This is a genomic window from Achromobacter sp. FW305-C-30-7, assembly GCF_058783105.1.
Genome location: NZ_JBYSYI010000015.1, coordinates 21,142 through 43,057, shown reverse-complemented (window position 1 = coordinate 43,057; position 21,916 = coordinate 21,142). Strand labels below are relative to the sequence as shown.

20 protein-coding genes are annotated in these 21,916 nt (G+C 66.8%); 14 read left to right on the top strand and 6 right to left on the bottom strand.

Annotation, left to right across the window (positions count from 1 at the left end):
* Window positions 1–192 precede the first annotated feature (192 nt).
* Window positions 193–1,341 carry a Bcr/CflA family multidrug efflux MFS transporter gene (locus AC3WOB_RS30340; RefSeq protein ID WP_013395423.1) on the bottom strand — a complete coding sequence of 383 codons (1,149 nt, stop codon included), beginning with the start codon at window positions 1,339–1,341 and terminating at the stop codon, window positions 193–195.
* A 206-nt stretch (window positions 1,342–1,547) separates the two neighbouring features.
* On the opposite strand from AC3WOB_RS30340, the gene AC3WOB_RS30335 reads away from it, so the two are divergent.
* The 5 genes from AC3WOB_RS30335 to AC3WOB_RS30315 all read left to right on the top strand — a co-directional run bounded on the left by AC3WOB_RS30335 (window position 1,548) and on the right by AC3WOB_RS30315 (window position 7,170).
* Window positions 1,548–2,810 carry a class I SAM-dependent methyltransferase gene (locus AC3WOB_RS30335; protein ID WP_013395422.1) on the top strand — a complete coding sequence of 421 codons (1,263 nt, stop codon included), beginning with the start codon at window positions 1,548–1,550 and terminating at the stop codon, window positions 2,808–2,810.
* A gap of 517 nt (window positions 2,811–3,327) precedes the next feature.
* On the top strand, window positions 3,328–4,329 hold the full coding sequence (locus AC3WOB_RS30330; protein WP_013395421.1) for an ABC transporter substrate-binding protein: 1,002 nt from the start codon (window positions 3,328–3,330) through the stop codon (window positions 4,327–4,329).
* Window positions 4,330–4,564: 235 nt separating this feature from the next.
* Entirely contained in the window at window positions 4,565–5,422 is an 858-nt protein-coding gene (locus tag AC3WOB_RS30325; RefSeq protein WP_013395420.1) for an ABC transporter permease, read from the top strand.
* A complete protein-coding gene (locus AC3WOB_RS30320; RefSeq protein WP_013395419.1) occupies window positions 5,419–6,675 on the top strand; it encodes a quaternary amine ABC transporter ATP-binding protein in 1,257 nt (418 codons plus the stop codon). Before AC3WOB_RS30325 ends, AC3WOB_RS30320 begins: the two co-directional genes overlap by 4 nt.
* 120 nt (window positions 6,676–6,795) lie before the next feature.
* Entirely contained in the window at window positions 6,796–7,170 is a 375-nt protein-coding gene (locus AC3WOB_RS30315) for a tautomerase family protein (protein WP_013395418.1), read from the top strand.
* Window positions 7,171–7,245: 75 nt separating this feature from the next.
* On the opposite strand, the gene AC3WOB_RS30310 is transcribed toward AC3WOB_RS30315, so the two are convergent.
* The 3 genes from AC3WOB_RS30310 to AC3WOB_RS30300 all read right to left on the bottom strand — a co-directional run bounded on the left by AC3WOB_RS30310 (window position 7,246) and on the right by AC3WOB_RS30300 (window position 10,020).
* Complete coding sequence (locus AC3WOB_RS30310) at window positions 7,246–8,211, bottom strand: Bug family tripartite tricarboxylate transporter substrate binding protein (RefSeq protein WP_492277120.1); 966 nt, start codon at window positions 8,209–8,211, stop codon at window positions 7,246–7,248.
* A gap of 88 nt (window positions 8,212–8,299) precedes the next feature.
* The gene (locus AC3WOB_RS30305; protein ID WP_492277102.1) at window positions 8,300–8,776 is read right to left on the bottom strand and encodes a MaoC family dehydratase; all 477 of its coding nucleotides are present in this window, start codon (window positions 8,774–8,776) and stop codon (window positions 8,300–8,302) included.
* Window positions 8,773–10,020 carry a CaiB/BaiF CoA transferase family protein gene (locus AC3WOB_RS30300; RefSeq protein WP_492277101.1) on the bottom strand — a complete coding sequence of 416 codons (1,248 nt, stop codon included), beginning with the start codon at window positions 10,018–10,020 and terminating at the stop codon, window positions 8,773–8,775. Before AC3WOB_RS30300 ends, AC3WOB_RS30305 begins: the two co-directional genes overlap by 4 nt.
* Before the next feature lie 71 nt (window positions 10,021–10,091).
* Between AC3WOB_RS30300 and AC3WOB_RS30295 the strand changes: the two genes are divergently transcribed.
* Window positions 10,092–10,988 (top strand): LysR family transcriptional regulator, encoded by an 897-nt coding sequence (locus tag AC3WOB_RS30295; RefSeq protein ID WP_492277100.1) that lies wholly within the window; start codon window positions 10,092–10,094, stop codon window positions 10,986–10,988.
* Between the two features lie 31 nt (window positions 10,989–11,019).
* On the opposite strand, the gene AC3WOB_RS30290 is transcribed toward AC3WOB_RS30295, so the two are convergent.
* Both AC3WOB_RS30290 and AC3WOB_RS30285 read right to left on the bottom strand, forming a co-directional pair.
* Window positions 11,020–12,015 carry a tripartite tricarboxylate transporter substrate binding protein gene (locus tag AC3WOB_RS30290; protein ID WP_492277099.1) on the bottom strand — a complete coding sequence of 332 codons (996 nt, stop codon included), beginning with the start codon at window positions 12,013–12,015 and terminating at the stop codon, window positions 11,020–11,022.
* Between the two features lie 58 nt (window positions 12,016–12,073).
* On the bottom strand, window positions 12,074–13,243 hold the full coding sequence (locus AC3WOB_RS30285; RefSeq protein ID WP_492277098.1) for a CaiB/BaiF CoA transferase family protein: 1,170 nt from the start codon (window positions 13,241–13,243) through the stop codon (window positions 12,074–12,076).
* 190 nt (window positions 13,244–13,433) lie between these two features.
* On the opposite strand from AC3WOB_RS30285, the gene AC3WOB_RS30280 reads away from it, so the two are divergent.
* From AC3WOB_RS30280 to AC3WOB_RS30245, 8 genes are all read left to right on the top strand, one after another.
* Window positions 13,434–14,453, top strand: a complete 1,020-nt coding sequence (locus AC3WOB_RS30280; RefSeq protein WP_492277097.1) for an AraC family transcriptional regulator — start codon at window positions 13,434–13,436, stop codon at window positions 14,451–14,453.
* 141 nt (window positions 14,454–14,594) lie between these two features.
* On the top strand, window positions 14,595–16,127 hold the full coding sequence (locus AC3WOB_RS30275) for a class I adenylate-forming enzyme family protein (RefSeq protein WP_492277096.1): 1,533 nt from the start codon (window positions 14,595–14,597) through the stop codon (window positions 16,125–16,127).
* Window positions 16,124–17,308, top strand: coding sequence for a lipid-transfer protein (locus AC3WOB_RS30270; protein WP_492277095.1), 1,185 nt, complete (start codon window positions 16,124–16,126; stop codon window positions 17,306–17,308). Before AC3WOB_RS30275 ends, AC3WOB_RS30270 begins: the two co-directional genes overlap by 4 nt.
* Before the next feature lie 10 nt (window positions 17,309–17,318).
* Window positions 17,319–17,762 carry a MaoC family dehydratase N-terminal domain-containing protein gene (locus tag AC3WOB_RS30265; RefSeq protein ID WP_492277094.1) on the top strand — a complete coding sequence of 148 codons (444 nt, stop codon included), beginning with the start codon at window positions 17,319–17,321 and terminating at the stop codon, window positions 17,760–17,762.
* A gap of 10 nt (window positions 17,763–17,772) precedes the next feature.
* Complete coding sequence (locus tag AC3WOB_RS30260; protein WP_492277093.1) at window positions 17,773–18,192, top strand: MaoC family dehydratase; 420 nt, start codon at window positions 17,773–17,775, stop codon at window positions 18,190–18,192.
* Window positions 18,193–18,212: 20 nt separating this feature from the next.
* Window positions 18,213–19,037 (top strand): SDR family NAD(P)-dependent oxidoreductase, encoded by an 825-nt coding sequence (locus AC3WOB_RS30255; protein ID WP_492277092.1) that lies wholly within the window; start codon window positions 18,213–18,215, stop codon window positions 19,035–19,037.
* 17 nt (window positions 19,038–19,054) lie between these two features.
* Window positions 19,055–20,209 (top strand): acyl-CoA dehydrogenase family protein, encoded by a 1,155-nt coding sequence (locus AC3WOB_RS30250; RefSeq protein WP_492277091.1) that lies wholly within the window; start codon window positions 19,055–19,057, stop codon window positions 20,207–20,209.
* Window positions 20,210–20,249: 40 nt separating this feature from the next.
* On the top strand, window positions 20,250–21,911 hold the full coding sequence (locus AC3WOB_RS30245; RefSeq protein ID WP_492277090.1) for a long-chain fatty acid--CoA ligase: 1,662 nt from the start codon (window positions 20,250–20,252) through the stop codon (window positions 21,909–21,911).
* Window positions 21,912–21,916 lie beyond the last annotated feature (5 nt).

The following is a 21,916-nucleotide window of genomic DNA, read 5'->3' as shown; positions in this document are numbered from 1 at the left end:
CCAGTGCTTATACCCGCTGCCTGCCACCCGCAAAATTCTTGGAAGAATCTCTGGGAATTCCTGGGGAATCGCCAGACGTTGCGCGGTTGGGGTCAGAGTGCTGAACTACAAAGCATAGTAGTCCGGCACGGGAAACTTCATGTGAAGACTTAGATTCTAATACGAAAAGCGTAATTAAATCAAGCGGCCAGGCTAGCTGGCGTGCGATTGCGCCACGCGGCCCGAGATCCAGGACAGGCAGGCGCACGCCGCCAGCGTGGTCGTCAGGGGCAGGGCGCTGTCGGTTTGCCAGGCGCTGACGGCGAAACCGGCCAGCGCGCCGCAGGACAGTTGAAGCGTCCCCAGAAGCGCGGACGCCGCGCCCAGGCGCTTGCCCTGGTCCGATAGCGCCAGCGCGGCCGAGTTGGGGTTCACGAAGCCCTGGCTGCCCATGTAGCAGATCAGGCACAGCATCAGCAGCGGCAGCGTCATCCAGCCGGCCAGCGTCAGCGCGACCGCGGCCAGGCTGGCGCAGGCCAGCGAAGTCAGGGCGCGGCGCTGCAATTGGCGCGGCGTGTAGGTGCGCAGCAGGCGGGCGCTGATCTGCGAACAGATGATGAGCGACAGCGCGTTGGTGCCGAACAGCAGGCCGTAGTACTGGGGAGCCACGCCGTAGAGTTCGATGAAGACGCGCGGCGAGCCGATGATGTAGGCGAACATGCCAGCCTGGCCGAAGCCGCCGGCCAGGCTGTGCGCCATGAAGCCGCGATGGGCGAACAGGTCGCGGTAATTCCGCAGTATGGTTTCCCAACGCAGCGGCACCACGCGTTCGGGCGCCAGCGATTCCTTCATGATGAGTATGACGGCGGCCATCAGCATCGCGCCGCCGGCCAGCATCACCCAGAACAGGCTGCGCCACGAGGTGATGGTCAGCAATTGGCCGCCTGCCAGGGGCGCGAGAATGGGGGCCAGGCCCATGATGAGCATCAGCAGCGACATGGCGCGCGCGGCTTCGTGGGTTTCGTAGTGGTCACGGATGACGGCGCGCGGGATCACGATGCCGGCGGCGCCGCCCATGGCCTGCACCACGCGCCAGCCGGTCAGCGCTTCGACCGATCCTGAAAGCGCGCAGCCCAGGGAGGCGATCATGAACAGCGTCAGGCCCACCAGCAGCGGCGGTTTGCGGCCGTAGCGGTCGGCCATCGGGCCGTAGAACACCTGCGCCATCGCCAGCCCGATCAGGTAGGCGGCCAGCGTGCGTTCGACATCGCCGCGGGACACGCCCAGGTTTGCCGCGATCGTGGGGAACGCGGGCAGGTACATGTCGATGGCGAACGGACCGATTGCGGTCAGCGCGCCCATGAGTATCAGCCAGCCGGGCAGGCCGCTGCGAAAAGACTGTGATGGGGGCATGTGGATTGCGGGGTAGCGCAGTGACAGGGCCCGGATGCGGTTTGTTGCACGTTTTGGGCCAAGTGAACGACTGTATCACGGGCAACCTTACAAGCAAATTGCAGGTTTTTTCCGATAAAGTCATTGAGGTCCGTACGTATTCCAGAGGAGTAGCCGTGAATCCTTTGTTGTCTGTTGTGGAACGCAAACTTCAGGCCCTGCCGGTCCCGGTCCAGCTGGTTCTGCCCGACGGCGCCGTGCTGGGGCCGCCCGAGCCCCGCGTCCGTTTCGTCACGCATGACAAGACCGCCTTGGCGCACCTGGCCGAAGGCGCGGTGGGCGTGCTGGGCCAGGATTACGTGGAAGGCCGCATCGACATCGAAGGCAATATGCGCGATGTCATGGCCGCGGCATCGGCGCTGCTGCCCGGTTCGCCGGTGGACGCGGCCCGTGGCGGCTGGCTCACTGAGCTGGTGCGCAAGGTGGTATCGGTCTGGCGCCATTCGGTCGAACGCGACGCCAGGCAGATCGAGTTCCACTACGACCTGTCGGACGATTTCTACGCGCTCTGGCTGGATCCGCGCCGGGTCTATTCCTGCGCCTATTACCGCGAGCCGGGCATGACGCTGGCGCAGGCCCAGGAAGCCAAGCTCGACCACATCTGCCGCAAGCTGCGCCTGCGCGAAGGCGAGCGCTTCCTGGACGTGGGTGCGGGCTGGGGCGGCCTGCTGCTGTGGGCGGCCGAGAACTATGGCGTCGACGCCACCGGCATCACGCTGTCGCGCAACCAGCATGCCCATGTTAGCAAGCTGATCCAGGAGAAGGGGCTGGCCGGTCGGGTCCGCATGGAACTGCTCGATTACCGCAAGCTGGACGAATCCGCGCCCTACGACAAGATTGCGTCGGTCGGCATGTTCGAGCACGTGGGCCGGGCCCAGCTCGAAGGCTATTTCGCCAAGCTGCGCCGCCTGCTCAAGCCGGGCGGACTGATCATGAACCATGGCATTACCGCGGCGGGCGTCTACAACGCTGAACTCGGCAATGGCATGGGCGAATTCATCGAGAAATACATCTTCCCGGGCGGCGAGCTGACCCACGTCAGCGTGGTGCTGGAAACCTTGACCAACGGCGGGCTGGAAGAAGTGGACGTGGAAAACCTGCGGCCGCACTACGCGCGCACCCTGTGGGCCTGGAGCGATGCGCTGGAGGCGCGCCTTTCTGAGGCGGCGCGCATCCTGGGCGGCGAGCAGGGCGAACGTTCATTGCGCGCCTACCGGCTGTACCTGGCCGGCTGCGCCATGGGGTTCGAGCATGGCTGGATCGCGCTGCATCAGATCCTGGGCCAGCATCCGGCGACGGGGCGCGCCGACGAGCTGGACAACCCGGCGGACCAGGCCTATCCGTGGCGCCGGGACTATATGTATGTAAAGAACGGATAGCGGCCAGCAAGTGTCCATTGGGCGGCCGCCGCCAATCCGAATGGCGGCGGAAATTCGCCCGAAACGCGTCCACGCCCTGGCCGGAACGGCCGTTTCCGGGCCGTTTTGATGGCGCTAAAGCGTGTGGATATGAATTTATTATTAACTGAATGTATCTTTGCTTCTGAATCAAAATCCTCTAGGGAAAATCGCGATTCTGCCCCTGGTCGTTGCGGGTAATCCCGGACCATTTTTTCCGGAAATGTATCTGATTCATTCTGGAGTGGGGTTGGGCTAAGCATCAATTTCGTTTAAGATGCTCGCTTCTTCGTTCAGTTTGTTCACTTTCTGTGGGTTTTCAAAAACTGCGTTTTTGAAGCTCCTGTCTTGCAAGACGACGCACCCTCGCGGACCGTCTTGTTGCTAGTGTCGGTTTGTATTGGCGGTTCTGCCCGTCTTCCGCACAACCCCCTTAGCTCCATGGCACCTCCGGGCCCAAGCCTGGCGTGTGTGCCTGAACCTATGGAGGCAAAAGCCAATGCGTTTTACCCCTGTCAAGACCCTGGCCGCCGCGGCCGTGTTGTTCGCCTTCGCCGGTGCGGCCCAAGCCGCCGATGCCGTTCAGTGCGAAATCAAGCGCCCGGTCAATTTCGGCGCGATGAACTGGGAATCCAATCTGGTCCTGGTTGACGTCGAACGTTTCATCATGGAAAAGGGCTACGGTTGCAAGACCGAAACCCTGCCCACCGAAACCCTGCCCGCCCTGGCCGCGCTGGAGCGCGGCGATCTGGATATCAACACCGAGATCTGGCTGAACAGCGTCGCCGATCCCTGGGACCGCGCCGAGAAGACCGGCAAGGTCAAGCGCATCGGCGACCTCTACATGGGCGCCGAAGGCTGGTACATCCCGCGCTACACGGCCGAACGCCTGCCCGAACTCAAGTCCGCGGCCGACCTGCCGAAGTTCAAGGACAAGTTCAAGGATCCGGAAGAGCCCGGCAAGGGCCGCTTCTACGGCTGCCCGGCAGGCTGGGGCTGCGAAATCACCAGCAACAACCTGTTCCACGCCCTGAAGCTGGACGACTCCTACACGCTGTACTCGCCCGGCACGGGCGCGGCGCAGAAGGCGGCCCTGATGTCGGCCTACAAGCGCAAGCAGAACGTGGTTTTCTACTATTGGTCGCCGACGCCGCTGGTCGGCGCGATGGACCTGGTCAAGCTCGACATGCCGCCCTACGACGCCGAAAAGCACAAGTGCCTGACGTCGCCCAAGTGCGCCAATCCCGAGCCCAGCGCCTATCCCGACAACCCCGTCTTCACGGCGGTGAACACCAAGTTCTCCGAGGAAGCCCCCAAGCTCACCGAATTCCTGTCCAAGGTCTCGGTGCCGCTGCCGGTGATCAATGAAACCCTGGCCCACATGGAAGAGTCCGGCGACGAAGCCAGCGCCGTGGCCAAGTGGTTCCTGAAGAACAAACCCGACGTCTGGACCAAGTGGGTCCCCGCCGACGTCGCCGGGCGCGTCCAAGGCGCGCTGTAACCCGCCATGAGCCTGGCTGCGCGCCCCCGTGGCGCGCGCCGGCCCTCCCTAGGGGCCGGATTCCTTCGCCGGGATGACCGCCGGCCGGGCGTTCGCGCCCGGGCCGTGATGCGCTGGCGCAGCCGGGATGGCCGGCCGTTTTCTAGCTGGAAGCCGCAAGCTTGCGCCGCATTCCCGATCCCGGGGCTGGCGCGGGCGGTCCGCGCGGTGAGTGCGCCAGAATGGAGTAGAACGAATGTTTCCTGAAATTATTCCCGCCCGGCAGGTCCGGGGGGCGATCGACGGCTTTGTCGATCACTTGGTCACCAACTATGCCGACACGCTGGAGACCCTGTCCCAGCCCGTGCTGCATGCCCTGGTGTGGCTGGAGCAGCTGCTGCGCAATTCGCCCTGGTGGGCGGTGGTCGCGGTCACGGTCGCGATCGCCTGGGGCGTCAGCCGCCGCATCGGCCTGAGCCTGGCGATGGGCGCGCTGCTGTGCGTGATCGGCGTGCTGGGCCTGTGGGATGCCGGCATGCAGACGCTCGCGCTAATGATCATGGCGGCCGGCCTGTCGGTGATTATCGGCATTCCGCTGGGCGTGCTGATGGCGCGGATCAACTGGCTGCGCTCCATCATGCTGCCGGTGCTGGACGTGATGCAGACCATGCCCAGCTTCGTGTACCTGATCCCCGTGGTCATGCTGTTCGGCCTGGGCAAGATCCCCGCCATCATCGCCACCGTGATCTACGCCGTGCCGCCGCTGATCCGCCTGACCGATCTGGGCATCCGCCTGGTCGACCGCGAAGTGCTGGAAGCCTCGCGCGCCTTCGGCGCCAATCCGCGCCAGCAGTTGTTCGGCGTGCAGTTGCCGCTGGCCCTGCCCAACATCATGGCCGGCATCAACCAGACCACGATGATGGCGCTGTCGATGGTGGTGATCGCTTCGATGATCGGCGCGCGCGGCCTGGGCTACGAAGTGCTGCTCGGCATCAACCGCCTGGAAGTGGGCCGCGGCCTGCTGGCGGGCCTGGGTATCGTGGTGCTGGCCGTGCTGTTCGACCGGATCACGCAATCGTATGGACAGCGCATGCGCATGGGAGGCCAGCGATGAGCAAGATCGAGGTCAAGAACATCTACAAGGTCTTCGGGCCGCATCCGAAGAAATGGCTGGAAGCCGCCCAGGGCGGCATGAGCAAGGAACAGCTGCTGGCCGAAAGCGGCCATACGCTGGGCCTGCGCGACATCAGCCTGTCGATCGAAGAAGGCAGCATCTACGTCATCATGGGCCTGTCGGGTTCCGGCAAGTCCACCTTGATCCGCCACTTCAACCGCTTGATCGAGCCCAGCGCCGGCCACATCCTGGTCGACGGCGTGGACGTGGTCAGCCTGAACAAGCGCGACCTGGAAATCTTCCGCCAGAAGAAGATGAGCATGGTGTTCCAGCGCTTCGGCCTGTTCCCGCACCGCACGGTGCTGGACAATGCCGCCTACGGTCTCACCGTGCAGGGCGTGGGCCGTGCCGAACGCGAAAAGCGCGCCCGCGAATGGCTGGACCAGGTGGGCCTGTCGGGCTTCGAGAACCAGTATCCCCACCAGTTGTCGGGCGGCATGCAGCAGCGCGTCGGCCTGGCCCGGGCGCTGGCCACCGATGCCGAAATCCTGCTGATGGACGAAGCCTTCTCGGCGCTGGATCCGCTGATCCGCCGCGAGATGCAGGACCAGCTGCTGCAATTGCAGGCCAAGCTCAACAAGACCATCGTCTTCATCACCCATGACCTGGACGAAGCCCTGCGCCTGGGCAACCGCATCGCCATTCTCAAGGACGGCGAACTGGTGCAGGAAGGCACGCCTGAAGACATCCTGTTGAACCCGGCCAACGACTACGTGCAGTCGTTCCTGCAAGACGTGAACCGCACCAAGGTGCTCAACGCCACGCACGCCGTGAACCCGGCGCGCCTGACTTTGACCATGCGTTCGCGTCCCGCCCACGCCATGGACCGCATGCGCGCGCTGAGCTATGAATACGCGCCAGTGCTGGACGGCAAGCGGCTGGCGGGCGTGCTGACCGCGGAGGCCGCCACGCGCGCCATCGAGGAAGGCGCGCGCGACATCTCGCGCTACGTCGAGGACCTGGCTTCGGTGCCGGCCACGGCGGGCTTGGGCGAGGTGCTGGCCCAGCTGGTGCACAGCGACCAGCCGGTCGCGGTGACCGGCGAGGACGACGAGTTCATCGGCATGCTGTCGCGCAAGAAGGTCGTGGAACTGGTGACGCCGGCCCTGGCGGAAACCGCGCCGGCGGAAGCTGCCGCGGCCACCGAGGCGCAAGAGCAGCCCGAGCTCGAGCGCCGCGATCAGGCGGCCTGACAGGGAGAAACCCTAATCCGTATCGAGGCCGCTTGGCCGTTTGCGCGGCTCCGATACGGATATGATGGTTTGCCGGCCGCCTGGGCCGGTTTCTCCTTTTTCGGAACATCGGAATCCGTCATGCCTATTTTGAATGTCCAGATCATGGCAGGCCACACGGCCGCCCAGAAGGCCGCTCTGTTGCAGGCCGCGTCCAACGCCGTCGTCGAAAGCATTGCGGCGCCGCTGCCCAGCGTGCGCATCGTGCTGCAGGAAGTGGCGGCCGAGCACGTGATCGTGGGCGGCGAAATCGGCAAGGCCATGGCTCGCGTCGACGTGGCGCTGATCTCCGGCCGCGACGAGGCCAAGAAGGCCGCACTGATCGCGGCCCTGAACCAGGCCGTGTGCGCCAGCATCGGCATCTCGGGCCAGGACGTGCGCGTGCTGCTGCGCGACGTGCCCAATACCGACATGGGCGCGGCCAACGGCATCACCGCCAAGGCCAACGGCCGCTGAGTTTTTCAGCCGGCTTCGCAGTCCCAGCAAAACGCCCGCAACTTGCGGGCGTTTTGCATCCACCTTCGGCGGCCATTAGTCTAGCTTGACGTTGGCCTCCTTCACCACTTCTCCCCAACGCGCGATTTCGCTCTTGATGTAGGTCGCGTACTCCTGGGGCGTGGAGCCCAGCGCCTGCGCGCCCTGCGCCTTGAGCTGTTTGGTCATTTCGGGCGATTGCAGCGCGCGGCGGATTTCGGCGTTCAGCTTGTCTATGATCGGCGTCGGCGTGCCTGCCGGCACCACCACGCCTTGCCAGGCGCCCATCTCGAATCCAGGCACCACGGTTTCCGCCACCGTCGGCACTTCGGGCAATTGTTCGCTGCGCGTGCCGCTGGTCACGGCCAGCGCGCGCAGCTTGCCTTCGCGGATGAAGCCGAGCGAATCGTTCAGCGTATTGGTCATGAGCTGCACCTGTCCGCCGACCAGGTCCGTCATGGCCGGCGCGCTGCCGCGGTACGGCACATGCACCGCGTCGATCTGCAGCGAACGCATTAGTAAAAGGGCGCCCAGGTGCGTGACGTTGCCGGCGCCGGCCGAACCATACGACAGCTTGCCGGGATGCTCGCGCGCGTACTGCACGAACGCGCGGGTGTCTGGCGCCGGCACGGACGGATGCACCAGCAGCACCAGCGGGATCACTGCCGTGGACGATACCGGCGCGAAGTCCTTGACCGGGTCGAAGGCCAGCGACCGGTACAGATTGGGACTGAGCGCGATGGAGGACGTGTTGTACAGCACGGTGTAGCCATCGGGCTTGGCGGCCGCCGCGTACTGCATGCCGATATTGCCGTTGGCGCCGCCCTTGTTCTCGACCACGACGGTCTGGCCCAGCTGGTCCGTCAGCTGCTTGGCCAGCACCCGCGCCACCAGATCGGTCGGCCCGCCCGGCGGGAAGGGCACCACCATGGTGATGGGACGCTCGGGCCAGGCGGCCTGGGCGCTTGCGGCGCCTGCCAGCGCCAGGATGGCGAGGCTGCCCGCCAGCAGTGCTTTCTTCATCATTTGTCTCCTTGTGCTGTTTTAGTGACGCGAACCGCGTCCAGGCGCCAGCTCCCTCTGCGGGGAGGCTTGGCCGTCTGATGAACTTTCAGGGCCTGCCGGCCAGCATGCGCGTGGCCGTGTAGGCCATCACCGGCTTGCCGTGCTGATTGCGGACCTCGATGGCGGACGTGACCACCGCCCGGTTGTGTTGCGAGGTGGGACGTATGCCCGTGACTTCGATCTCCGCCCAGATGGTGTCGCCCGCGACCACTGGCGCCAGCATTTTCTTGTGGACCTCCAGCAGCGCCAGCCCGGTGCCTTGCACCATGCCCTGCATGATCAGGCCCTCGATCAGGCCGTAGGTCAGCGCGCCGGGGGCGGGGCGTCCCTGGATGGCGCCGTGCGCATAGGTGGCGTCGATGAAGATCGTTTCCAGCATGCCGGTCACGCTGATGAAGTTCACGATGTCGGTTTCGGTCACTGTGCGGCGGAAGGTGTGGAAGCGCTGGCCCACGGCCAGGTCCTGCCAGTAATAGCCGTGGCCAAGCTGCTTGATGTCGGCGGCGTCGCGGTCTGCGGTCATGCGGGATCCTTGCTGTGGGTCTGGGTTGAGGAAAGCGTGTCGCGGGCGGCGCCCGATTCCAGAAGCGTGGAAATCAGGGCTTCGTCCAGGCCGGCCTGGCGCAGCACGTCCAGCGTGTGCTCGCCCAGGCGCGGCGGCATGGCGGCCGGCACGTGGGAGTGCTGCAGGCGCACGGGGTTGCGGGGAAAGCGGTAGCGGCTGCCCGAGGCGCTTTCGAGCGGCTCGAAGAAGTCCACGCTTTGCAGGTGCGGATCGGCCTCCAGGTCCTGCAGGCGGTTGACGCGCGCGGCGGGGATTTCCAACCGTTCGCACAGCGCCAGCCAGTAGGCGGTATCGCGTGCGGCCACGATGCCGGCCTGCAGTTCGTACAGCGTCTCGATATGCCGCGTGCGCGACGCGATGTCGGCAAAGCGCGCGTCCTCTGCCAGGTCGGGGCGTTCCGCCGCAAGGAAGAAGTCGCGCCAGTGGGCGTCGGTGTAGGGCATCAGGCAGACATGGCCATCGGCGGTCTGGCACGGCCTGCGCCAGGGCGTGAGCACGCGCGGATATCCCGCCTCGCCGGGCTGGTCGGCCAGGTGCCTGCCGTAGTAATGCTCGACCAGCGCGTAGGACGCCATGCTCTCGAACATGGGGACCTCCAGTTGCTGTCCCGCGCCGCTGCGCTCGCGCTGGAACAGGGCGGCCAGGATGGCGTGCGCCGCGACCAGGCCGCAAGTCTTGTCGGCCGCCACGGTAGGCAGGTAGCGCGGCGCGCCGGTCTGGCGGTCGACCAGATCGGCCAGGCCCGACAGGCCCTGGATGATGTCATCATAAGCAGGCCGGCCGTCGTAGGCGCCGCCCGCGCCGAAGCCGTACAGGCCGGCATAGACCAGGCGTGGATTGCGTGCGCAGAGCGTATCCGGGCCCAATCCCAGCGCCGCCATCTTGGCCGGGCGCATGCTGTGCATCAGCACGTCGGCCTGGTCCACCATCGTCAAGAGCGCCTGCCGTGCCGCGGCCTGCTTCAGGTCCAGCACGATGCTGCGCTTGTTGCGGTTCAGGCCCAGGAACATGGCGGCCAGCCCGGGTTCCTGGGCGGGGCCGGTGTGGCGCGTGGAATCGCCCGCGGGCGATTCCACCTTGATTACGTCGGCGCCATAGTCGGCCAGTATCTGCGACGCATAGGGGCCGAACACCACCGACGTCAGGTCCAGGATGCGCACGCCGCCCAGCGCACTGGTTCGGGATAGGGGAGAGGCTGTCATGGCAGGAATCCTATCGGCCAGCCGCATACACGTCTAATATGGCGTAGGTATTGGGCGATATGGAATTTGTTATGGCTATCGATTTACGGCAGCTCCGGCAGTTCGTCACCATTGCGGAGCTGGGCAGCTACCGACGGGCCGCCGATACGCTGCATATCGCGCAACCGGCGCTATCGGTCTCGATCCAGAAACTGGAACATGCGGTGGGCGTGCCGCTGCTGGTGCGCGGCGCCAAGGGCGTGACGACTACGCCTGCGGGGCAGGCGCTGATGGCGGACGCCCGCCGCGCGCTGTTCCACGCCGACCAAGCGCGCCAGGCCGCCCGCCGCGTGGCGCTGGGCGAATGGGGCACGCTGCGGCTGGGCTTCGTCGGCTCGGCCACCTACATGCTGCTGCCGCGTCATTTGCCGGCCTTCCGCGCGCAGTATCCGGATGTGCAGCTGGACCTGCGCGAGGACAGCACGGTCGGCCTGGTGGCGATGCTGCGCGCCAACGATATCGACGCCGGCCTGGTGCGCGGCCCCCTGGCGGAAGACGCGGCGCTGGATTCCTGGGTGGTGGAGCGCGACGACCTCATCCTGGCCGTGCCGGCGGGACATCCGCTGGCCGCGGGCGGGCCGGTCAGCCTGCAGCGGGCCCGCGCCGAAAGCTTCGTGCTGTACTCGCCGTTGAAGGTGCCGGGCCTGCACGGCGTGGCGCAGGCGCTATGCCTGAAGGCGGGCTTCTCGCCGCGCATCAGCCAGGAGGCGATACAGGTGCAGACGCTGATCAGCCTGGTGGCCAGCGGCATGGGGTTGGCGCTGGTACCTGGGGTGACGCGGGCATACTCGACCCCGCACGTGGCCTTCGTGCCGCTGACCGACGCCGATGCGCATGATGCGCTGTCCTTGTCGCTGGTGACGCATCGCGACACTTCCTGCGCATCGGTGCTGCGCTTGCGGGACTGCATGCTGCACCCCGCCGCCTGAGGACGCCGACGGCAGCGCGCGCTCCAAGCCGTCACTGCATCTTCAGGCCCAGCTCGGCCACGAACTTTTTCTCTTCCGCCACCTGCCGGATCGCAAAGTCGGTGTAGGCGGCGCTATCCATCAGCATGTGGGGCTGGTCGGCGGTTTCCAGCGCGCGGTTGTACTCCGGGTCGCTGGACGCGCGATGAAAGGCCTGCTGCAAGACGCGCGTCACCTCGGGATCCATGCCCTTCGGACCGGCGATGCCGACCGGGTTGGCCGTGACAATGGGGTAGCCCAGCTCCGTCAGCGTGGGCACGTCTGGCACGCGCTTGGCGCGGGCCTCGCCCAGCACCGCCAGCAAGCGGGCCTTGCCGGTGTCTATCATGGGGCCCCAGCCGGCGTCCGACACCATCTGGATATGGCCGCCCAGCAGCGCGGTGGTTTCCTCGGCCGCGCCCTTGTACGGGATGAAGTTGAACCGCGTGTTCGTCAGGCGCGACAGGCGCTCGATCGCGATGCGTCCCGAACCGCCCGTGCCGGTGCCGCCGTAGCTGATCTTGTCGGGGTGGGCGCGCGCGTCGGCGATCAGTTCGTCCAGCGTGCGCCAGGGCGCGTCCTCGCGCACCACGATGGCATAGGAGTAGGCCGTCATGCAGGCGACGTAGGTGAAGTCCTTGATCGGGTCATAGTTGACCTGCTGTAGGAAGGGATAGCGGAACAGCGTGCCCACCACCACCGACACCGTGTAGCCGTCCGGCGCGGCGGTATGCGCCATGGCCGCGGGACCGAGCGTGCCGCCGGCGCCCGGCCGGTTGGCGATGACGACCGGCTGGCCCAGTTCGCGCGAGGCCGCGACCGCCAGCGCGCGCATCTGGGTGTCCGTCGCACCGCCCGCGGGGAACGGCACGATGAGCGTGACGGGGCGGGCCGGGAAGCCTGCGGCGCGGGCCGGTCGCTGCAGGGCCAGTGCGGCAGGCAGGGCCGCGCTCAGCTTGAGCAGGCTGCGGCGTCGCGGCGAGGGGGGGCTGCGATGAGGATCGTTCATGGATGTCTCCGTCCTGGTTATGGGTACTGCAGGTGTCGGGTGGGCTGGCCGTATGTGCCTACAGCGCAATGCCACGTCCGATCAGGCTGGCGACGTCGGGCTCGCTGTAGCCGGCCTCGCGCAGGATCTGATTGCTGTGTTCGCCCGGCAGCGGGGCCTGGCGGTGGATGGCGAACTGAAAGCCCGACATCTTCACCGGGCTGGCGACCTGGGCATGGCGGCCATAGGCCGGGTGCTCGGTCTGCAGTGGCAGGCCGCGGGCGACGAACTGTGGATGCTCCAGGCTTTCCGCCAGCTTGAGCACGGGCGACACGCAGCAGTCGGCGTCTTCCAGCAACGCCAGCCAGTGCGCCAGCGGCCGCGTGCCGAACAGCTGTTGCAGCTCGCTGCGCACGTGCGCCTGCTGCGTCGCGTCGCCGTTGCGGTGCAGCGGCGCCAGGTCGGGGCGTTCCAGCCGCCGGCACAGCGTTTCCCAGAACTTGGGCTCCAGCGCGGCGACCGCCAGATAGCGCCCGTCCGCGGCGCGGTACTGGCCATAGCAGGCCAGTCCGCCCGACAAGGTATCGGCGCCCGCCGGGCGCGTGTCGCCGCGGGCGTTGAGCGTGGCCAGCGGCACCACGGCGGCGGCCAGCAGGCCGTCGGCGATGGCGATATCGATATAACGTCCGCGCCCGCTGCGCTGGGCGTCGTACAGCGCGGCCAATATGCCCATCACCGCGGTGAGCGAGCCTCCAAGAATGTCGGCCACCGGCAGGTTGGACAACGCCGGCAGATCGGGCCCGCAGCCCATCTGGTCGGCGACGCCGGCGCAGGCGGCATAGTTCAGGTCATGGCCGGCGGCGTCGCGCTGCGGGCCGTCCTGTCCGTAGCCGGTGATGCTGCAGTAGACCAGCCGGGGATTGTGCCGCGCCAGGGTGGGATAGTCGGCCTGCAGCCGCGCGGCCACGCCGGGCCGGAAGCTCTCGATCACCACGTCCGCGCTACGCACCAGCGCGGCTAGCGCCGCCTGCCCTTCGGGATGCTTGAGATCCAGCCGCAGCCCGCGCTTGTTGCGGTTGCAGAGGGCGCGCAGCGGCGCGGGCGCATAGTCGCCCGCCTGCGTGTCTTCGATCTTGATCACATCGGCGCCCAGGTCGGCCAGGTACTGCGCGCCTAGCGGGCCGGGCAGGAGCCGCGACAGGTCCAGGATCCTGACGCCTGCGAGCGGAGCGGTGTTCGGCGTATCCAAAGAGGGACTCCCGTAAATACGAAGTGGCATGCCCGCCAGGGGCTCGGCCCAGTCTAGGCGCGGCTTTGCGGCCCACCAATGGCGGATTCGCTGATTCCGCTTGGCGGGAATGCTCAGGCCGGCCATTCCTGCGCGCGCGGGCTTTGGCTACCATCGATCCATCGGCGTACGCCAGCCGCAGGATTCGCTCATGACCCATCACACCATCGCCGTGGGGCATATCGCCCAGATCCTGCAAGGCGCGCGCAGCCGGGGCGTGGACGTGGAACGGGTGCTGATGCGCGCCGGCGTGCCGCCGCCCCTGCTGCAGGCGCCGATGGCGCGGGTTTCGCAGGCGCAGCTGGCGCAGATAATGCGGGTGTTGCGCCGCGCTACCCGGGACGACTTCCTCGGCATGGGCCAGCATCCCGTTCCCATGGGGGCGTTCGATCATGCCTGCCGGCTCGCGCTGCAGGAAGGCACGGTGGGGCAGGCCTTGCGCGTGGCATTCCGCTACTACCACGGCGTGCTGCCCGACTTCACCGCCCGCCTGTGCGTCAGCGGCGAGCGCGCGCGCATCGTGCTCGACTCGCGCGGCCCCAGCAGCTGTACGCGCTGGTACGGCGAGCGCAGCTTTCTGTTTTTCACGCTGGGCGTGGCCAACTGGCTGGCGGCGCGGCGCATTCCCATCCTGGGCGTGGATTACAGCAGCGGCGCCCGCAGCGCCGATGCGCACAGGCTGTTCTATGCGCCCGTGCGCTATGGCCAGCCCGTGACCGGCCTGTGGCTGGAGTCGCGCTGGCTGGCCCTGCCTGTCGTGCAGAACGGACAGACGCTCAAGCCATTCCTGGCCAATGCGCCGTTCGACCTGCTGGTGAAGTACCACGACCGCACCACCCTGACCGACCGCATCCGACGCCTGCTGCGCAACGACCTTTCCAAGGAATTGCCGTCGTTGGCCCAGGTCAGCGCGCAGCTCGCGATGACGCCGCAGACGCTGCGGCGGCATTTGCGCGAGGAAGGCCAGGGCTTTCAAGCCTTGAAGGACGATCTGCGGCGCGATGCCGCCGTCGAATACCTGGCCCGGCACGATCTTTCCCTGATGGAAATCGCCGGGCGCCTGGGCTTTTCCGAACCCAGCACCTTCCACCGCGCCTTCAAGAAATGGACCGGCGTATCGCCGGGCGAGTACCGCCGCAACCGCCTGGTCTGCGGTCCCGCGGGTCGCTGACACTTTTCGCCTATCGGTTTGACGCCTGCGGCCATTGCCGCGATCCGGCCTCAAGGGAGAAGCTAGGGACATCGCGACGAAGGCATGCCGTTCCGGACCGGAATCCGCCCAAGCCTACGCGCGCCGCAGGAGACAAGCACCATGTATCTGACACAAGGTCTGCATCGCGCAGGCCGGCTGCACCCCGCAAAGATCGCGTTGCGCGAAGACGCAAGACGTTGGACCTACGCCGGGTTGATCGATTGGACCGCGCGCAAGGCCGCCGTGCTGCGCGGCCATGGCGTACTGCCGGGCGATCGCGTGGCGTTCTGGCGCGCCAACGGCGCGGATTATGTGTCGTGGATCCTGGCGTGCTGGTGGCTGGGCGCGGTGGTGGTGCCGCTGAATACGCGCTGGAGCGGCGCAGAGCTTGCGCAAGCGCTGGCCGATTGCAGCCCGCGCCTGCTGCTGGTGGACGAGACGATGGCGCCGCGCATGGCCGCCATCGACATGCCCGCCGGCACGGAACCGCTGTCTGCCGAGGTCCTGGAAGCTCACGCCAGCACGGCGGTGGCGCAGGAGGATGTCCGCGCGGGCGGCGACACGCTGGCCGCGATTCTCTTTACCGGCGGCACGACCGGCGCGCCCAAGGGCGCCATGCTGACGCATGCAAATTTGTGGAGCGCCGCAGTGGCCAGGATGGCCACCGTCCCGACGTCGCCCGACAGTCATACCCTGCTGGTGGCGCCGCTCTTTCACGTAGCCGGATTGGGGCGGTTGATCGGACAATTTGTCGCGGGTGCATCGGTGGCGATACAGCGCGGCTTCCAGCCCCGTGCGGTGCTGCAGGCTCTGCAGGACGATGGCGTAACCGAGGTGCTGCTGGTGCCCAGCATGATCCAGATGCTGCTGGATGAGCCTGGGTTCGCGCAATATTGGCTGGGCGGCGTGCAGCGCGTGATCTGGGGCGCGTCACCGATTTCCCGGGCCTTGCTCGACCGCGCGCTGGCGGCCTTTCCGCAAGCAGAATTCGTGCATGCGTACGGCATGACGGAAACCGCCGCCACCGTGGCCATCAATGCCGAGGTGCGCGAGGGCGGCGCGCGCACCGAATCGGCGGGGCGGCCAGCTATCGGCGTGGAAACGCGCATTCTCGCGCCCGACGGCAGCGAGGCGGCGCCAGGCGTCGTCGGCGAACTGGCGGTGCGCGGACCCATGGTGATGCAGGGCTACTGGAACCGGCCCGAGGAAACGCAACGCGCATTCGACCACGGCTGGTTGTTGACGGGCGACGCCGCCCGTCAGGACGAAGACGGCTATCTGTACATCGTGGACCGGCTCAAGGACATGATCGTCAGCGGCGGGGAAAACATCTACGGGGCCGAAGTGGAAGGCGCGCTGGCCCGCCATCCGCTGGTGGCGCGTTGCGCGGTCATCGGCGTGGCGCATGCGCGCTGGGGCGAGGCGGTGCACGCGGTGATCGTGCCGCGTCCCGGCGCGGCGGTGGATGCGGACTCCCTGGACGGGCATTGCCGCCAGCTGCTGGCCGCCTTCAAGTGTCCCAAGACCTATGAGTTCCTCAACGAGTTGCCCATGTCGGCAGCGGGCAAAGTGCTGAAGTCCGCGCTGCGACAGAACCATGAATCCAGGAGCGCGGCTGTGGCCGCGCCCGCTCATCAGGAGAATCAGGCATGAATCGGAAAGTATGGGTTGCAGGGGTAGGCATGATCCCGTTCAGCAAGCCCGGCGCCAGCGAGGCATATACCGTGATGGGCGCGCGCGCCGTGCGCGAGGCATTGCGGGATGCCGGACTGCAATACGACGCGGTTCAGCAGGCCTACGCGGGTTACGTCTACGGCGATTCGACTGCCGGACAGGCAGTGGTCTATGGCGTGGGGCTGAGCGGTATTCCGGTATTCAACGTCAATAACAATTGCGCGACCGGTTCCTCGGCGCTGTTCCTGGCGCGCCAGGCCGTGGAAAGCGGCGCGGTGGAGTGCGCGCTGGCAGTGGGCTTCGAGCAGATGGTGCCCGGCGCGCTGAAGAGCGTGTATGAGGATCGTCCTTTGCCCTTGCACGATTTCATCTCGGTGATGACCGAAATGCAAGGCTATGACACGGCCAAGCCTCGTGCGGCCCAGTTCTTCGGCGGCGCGGGCCGCGACTACATGAAGGAACACGGCATCGGCGCCGACATCTTCGCGCGCATCGCGGTCAAGGCGCGCCAACATGCCGCGCGCAACCCCTACGCAGTGTTCCGCCAGACGGTCACGCTGGACGAGGTGCTGGCCGCGCCCATGATCTTCGATCCCCTGACGCGCCTGCAATGCTGCCCGCCCACTTGCGGCGCGGCGGCCGCCATCCTGTGCTCGGACGAGTTCGCCCGCCGCCACGGCCTCGCACCCGCCGTGAGCATCGCCGCGCAGGCCATGACGACAGACACTCCGTCCACCTTCGGCGCAGGCGACATGCGCAAGGTCGTGGGCTTTGACATGACGCGGGCCGCCGTCGACCAGGTGTATGAAGCTGCGGGCATCGGTCCCGACGATGTGGACGTGGTGGAACTGCACGACTGCTTCACCGCCAACGAGCTGATCACCTACGAGGGCCTGCGCCTGACGCCGGAGGGCACCGCCGAGAAGTTCATCCTGGAGGGCGACAACACCTATGGCGGCAAGGTCGTGACCAATCCGTCCGGTGGCTTGCTGTCCAAGGGCCATCCGCTGGGCGCTACCGGACTGGCGCAATGCACCGAGCTGGTGTGGCAACTGCGCGGCCAGGCGGATCTGCGTCAGGTCGAGGGTGCCAGGCTGGCGCTGCAGCACAACCTGGGACTGGGCGGCGCCTGCGTGGTGACGCTGTACCAGGCAGCTTGAGGAGAACGTCATGCTGGATACCAGTCATATTGGCGCCGTCTTGCCGGCGTTCAACGCGACCGTGGAGGCGGGCCGTCTGCGCTTTTTCGCCCAGGCTAGCGGACAGGACGACCCGGTCTACATCGACGAGGCCGCCGCGCGCGCGGCCGGACACCCGGGATTGCCGGTGCCGCCGACCTTCCTCTTCTGCCTGGAGATGGCCAGTCCCCGCCCTGCCGCCATGCGTGAACTATTGGGCATCGACATTGCCCGGGTGCTGCATGGCGAGCAGGCTTTCGTTTACCACGCCATGGCGCATGCCGGCGACGAACTGCGCTTCGAACCGCGCATCGCCGACATCTACGCCAAGAAGGGCGGCGCGCTGGAATTCGTCCTGCGCGAAACCCGGGTGACCGACGCCGCCGGGCGCCTGGTCGCCGAACTGCGCGCGACCACGGTCGTGCGCAATGCCTGAGGAGCGCGCGATGAGCACAGCCATGAACCATGACGCCCGGGCCGGCGACGAACTGCCCGGCTTTTCCGCCGGGCCGGTCAGCCGGCTGGGGCTGGCGCTGTACTGCGGCGCCTCGGGCGACCACAACCCGATACACGTGGACCTGGATTTCGCCCGCGCCGCGGGCATGGACGACGTATTCGCCCACGGCATGCTGTCAGCCGCCTATCTGGCCCGCCTGCTGACGAACTGGGCGCCGCAATCGGCGCTGCGCGAGTACGCCGTGCGTTTCGTGGCGATCACGCATGTGGGCGACGAGGTCCGCTGCACCGGTCGCGTGGTCGAACGCTTTGAAGCGCAGGGGGAAGCCCGCCTGCGGGTGGAACTGCATGCGCGCAGCCAGACCGGAGAACTGCGCCTGAGCGGCGTGGCGGTACTGGCGGTCCGGTAAACCAAGAGAAGGAGAGTGCGATGGGTACATTGGAAGGCAAGGTGGCGCTGGTGTCGGGCGCAGGACGCGGCATCGGCCAGGAGATTGCGCTGAAGCTGGCGCGCGAAGGCGCCAGCGTGGTGGTGAATGATCTGGACGCGGGGCCGGCGGAGGAAACCGTCGCGCTGATCCGCAAGCTGGGCGGCCAGGCGCAGGCCTGCGCCGGCAGCGTGATCGAGGCAGGTTTCGCCGAGCGTTTCGTCGGCACCGCCGTGGACACCTATGGCGGCCTGGACATCATCGTCAACAACGCCGGCTACACCTGGGACAACGTGATCCAGAAGATGACGGACGAACAATGGGACGCGATCCTGGCCGTGCACCTGTCCGCGCCGTTCCGCATCCTGCGCGCCGCGTCCGGCTTCATTCGCGTGGCCGCCAAGGCCGAAGCGGAGCAGGGCAAGGAGGTGTTCCGCAAGGTCGTGAACATCTCGTCCACTTCCGGCGTCATGGGCAATGCCGGCCAGGCGAACTATTCCGCCGCCAAGGCCGGCATCAACGGCCTGACGCGCGCGCTGGCCAAGGAATGGGGGCGTTACAAGGTCAACGTCAACAGCGTGGCTTTCGGGCTGATCAAGACGCGCCTGACGGAGGCGCCCGCCGACGGCGACGCCACGCTGGACATCGAAGGCCGGCAGATCAAGGTGGGCGTCAATCCGCAGGTGCTGAAGAACGCCGAGAGCCTGATCCCCATCGGCCGGGCCGGCACGCCGGCGGAAGCCGCGGGGGCGGTGTACCTGTTCTGCCTGCCCGAGTCCAACTACGTCAGCGGCCAGGTCCTGGTCGTGGGCGGCGGCCGTCCTTGAGGACAGGAGGAACGAGCATGGACACGCCACGGCAAGGCTGGATGGACGCGGACCTGACGCTGTTCCAGGATTCGACGCGGCGCCTCTTTGAAAAGGAGTTCGCGCCCGACGAAGAGCGCTGGCGCAAGCAGCAGCACGCGGACCGCGAGGTCTGGAACAAGGCGGGCCGCCTGGGCCTGTTGTGCGTGAGCATGCCCGAGGCCTATGGCGGCGGCGGGGGCAGCTTCGCCCACGAGGCCATCGTGGGGGCGGAGCAGGCGCGCGCCATGGTCCATGGCTTCAGCAACAACGTGCATAGCGCCATCCTGGCGCACTACATCCTGAACTACGGCACCGAAGCGCAAAAGCAACGCTGGCTGCCGCGCATGGCCACGGGTGAACTCGTGGGCGCCATCGCCATGAGCGAACCGGGCGCGGGGTCCGACCTGAAGAGCGTGCGCACCACCGCCACCAAAGACGGCGGCGAGTACGTGCTCAACGGCTCCAAGACCTTCATCACCAACGGCCTGCATGCGGACCTGGTCTGCGTGGTGGCCAAGACCGACGCGCAAGCGGGCGCGCGGGGCGTTTCGCTGATCATGGTGGAAACCCAGGACTTGGCCGGATTCAGGCGAGGGCGGCTGCTGGAAAAGTTGGGCCAGAAAAGCCTGGACACGGCGGAACTGTTCTTCGATGGCGCGCGCGTGGGCCAGGACTGCCTCCTGGGCGGCATCGAGGGCCGCGGCTTTGCCCAGCTCATGCAGCAACTGCCGCGCGAACGGCTGCTGATCGCGGTGGGGGCGGTAGCCACCATGCGGCGCGCCATCGAGGAAACCGTCGCCTACGCCAGTACCCGCCAAGTCTTCGGCCAGGCGCTCATCGAGCTGCAGAACACGCGCTTCAAGCTGGCCGAGTGCGAGACGGTCGCCACCATCGCGGCGCGCTTCGTCGACGATTGCATCGAACGTCAACTGGCGGGCACATTGGACCTGTCCACGGCGGCCATGGCCAAGTGGTGGACCACGCAGATGAACTGCCAGGTGATCGATGAATGCCTGCAGTTGCACGGCGGCTACGGCTACATGCTGGAATACCCGATAGCCAGGATGTACGCGGATGCGCGGGTAGGCAAGATCTACGGCGGTTCCAACGAAATCATGAAGGAAATCATCGCGCGCGCCATGACCGCCTGAGGCGCATGGGAAGGAACCAGAACAAGCACGAGGAGACAAGATGCAGCAAGCGCACTATCGGTTTTGGCCCAAGGGCCTGCCGAAGGAAATCACCCCGCCGCAGTCCAGCCTTTACTTCAACCTGGAGGCATCCGCCACGCGCTATCCGGACAAGCCGGCCATCGTGTTCTACGAAACCGTGCTCGACTACGCGCGACTTAGGCGCGAGGTCGACGCCATGGCCGGATACCTGCAGCACAGTGCGGGGGTAAAGGCGGGCGACCGTGTCCTGCTGCTGAGTCAGAACTGCCCGCAGTTCGTCATCGCGTACTACGCCATCCTCCGCGCCGATGCCGTGGTCGTGCCGGTCAACGCCATGAGCACGCCGGAGGAGTTGGCGCATTACCTGGACGACAGCGGTGCCCGGGTGGCTTTCGCCGCGCAGGAACTGTGCGCGCGGCTGAACGGTTTTGTCGAGGATAAGCGTTTGGATCGTGTCATCGTCCACACCTATTCGGACTATCTGGATGGCCCGGTTCCCGATGCGCCGGACTGGGTCGCCGCGCCCAGGCGCGCGCCCGATGTGCGCGGGGGCGTGCCCTGGTACGGCGCGCTGGCAGTCAACGCCCAGCCCTTGCCGCTCCGGGCACGGGCGAAAGATCTTTGCCTGCTGCCCTACACATCCGGCACCACCGGCCGGCCCAAGGGCTGCCGCCATACCCACGGCACCATAGGCGCGTCCCTGGCCGGTTCGCAGCTATGGCGCGGACTGACGTCCGAGGCGGTCATCATGGGCGTGGCGCCGATGTTCCACCTGCTGGGCATGCAGAGTTGCATGAACACGCCCATCCTGCTGGGCGCCACGGTGGTGGTGTTGCCGCGTTGGGACCGCCAGGTGGCAGCCCGGTTGATGGCGCGCCATCGCGTCAGCGTCTGGGCCGCGCCACCCGCGATGATCGTGGACTTCTTCGCGCAGCCGGGCATCGAAGAACTGGACCTGTCCAGCCTGGCGCAGCTGTGCGGCGGCGGCGCGCCCATGCCCGAGGCGGTCTCGGCCATGCTGGCCAGGCGCTACGGCATCACCTACAACGAGGCATACGGCCTGACGGAAACCGCCTCGTTTCTGCATTGCAATCCACTGGACCGCAACAAGCGCCAATGCATAGGCGTGCCCACCTTCGGCGTGGATACGAGGGTTGTGGATCCGGCCACGCTGGCCGAGTTGGCCCAGGGAGAGACCGGTGAACTCGTGACGCGCGGCGCGCAGGTCATGCTGGGCTACTGGAACAACCCGCAGGCCGACGCCGATGCCTTCTTCGTGCTGGATGGTCAGCGCTACTTCCGCACAGGCGACCTCGGCCGGGTGGACGAAGACGGCTATTTCTACGTGACCGACCGCTTGAAGCGCATGATCAACGCATCCGGCTACAAGGTCTGGCCGGCGGAAGTGGAGAACACGCTGTACGAGCACCCGGCGGTGCACGAGGCTTGCGTGATCGGAGTGCCCGACGCCTGCCGCGGTGAAACGGTGAAGGCCCTGCTGGTATTGCGCGACGAGGCGCGCGGCAGTGTGCGCGAAGAAGACGTGATCGCCTGGGCCCGTACCCGCATGGCGGCCTACAAGGCGCCACGCATCGTGGAATTCGTGGATGCCTTGCCCAAGTCCAGCACCGGCAAGATCCAGTGGCGGCAGTTGCAGGACGCCGGCAAGGCGGCGGCCTAGCGCAA